The 506-nt window shown below is 49.2% G+C and carries 1 pseudogene; it reads right to left on the bottom strand.

The features are described from left to right. Positions 1 to 506 (bottom strand): annotated as a pseudogene (locus R7044_RS28375) (hybrid sensor histidine kinase/response regulator); the annotation flags it as partial.

Below are 506 nucleotides of genomic sequence, written 5' to 3'. Positions count from 1 at the left end.
TTATCTCGCTCTGCTTCTAACTCGGCTTGATGCTCTCGCACTTTTTTCACGCTTCGATTGTATTTTTGCGCCAACAAGCTGACTTCATCAAAACACCAACGTTTGGGCAGCGTGACCGTACTCGGCGCATTACCGCCGCTAAAATCACTCACCGCACCGGAAAGCAACTGCAAAGGATTCACCAATAAACGGAAGGCAACCCACAACACCCCAACCATCAACAGCAAAATTTTTATCGCTTCTGTCGTGAGCAGAAAAAAGAACTGTTGCCATAAATCTTGATAGACGGCGCTAAGATCAGACTGCACAGTCAGCTCTGCGAGCTCAAACGTTTTTTCCCCCACACTAAACTGCATCGGCCAACGCCTCTCAACCACATCTTGCGTGATTTCTGTTCCGAGCTCGATGATAACTTCGTCTTTGGTAGCAATGCGTAGGTAATCCACCGAAGGCAAACGCATCGCCCCCAGCGCTTGGGTGAGTAACAGCTCACGGTCTTCAACCCA

The organism is Vibrio sp. 1402, from assembly GCF_033340275.1.
This window is presented reverse-complemented; position numbering and strand designations above follow the sequence as displayed.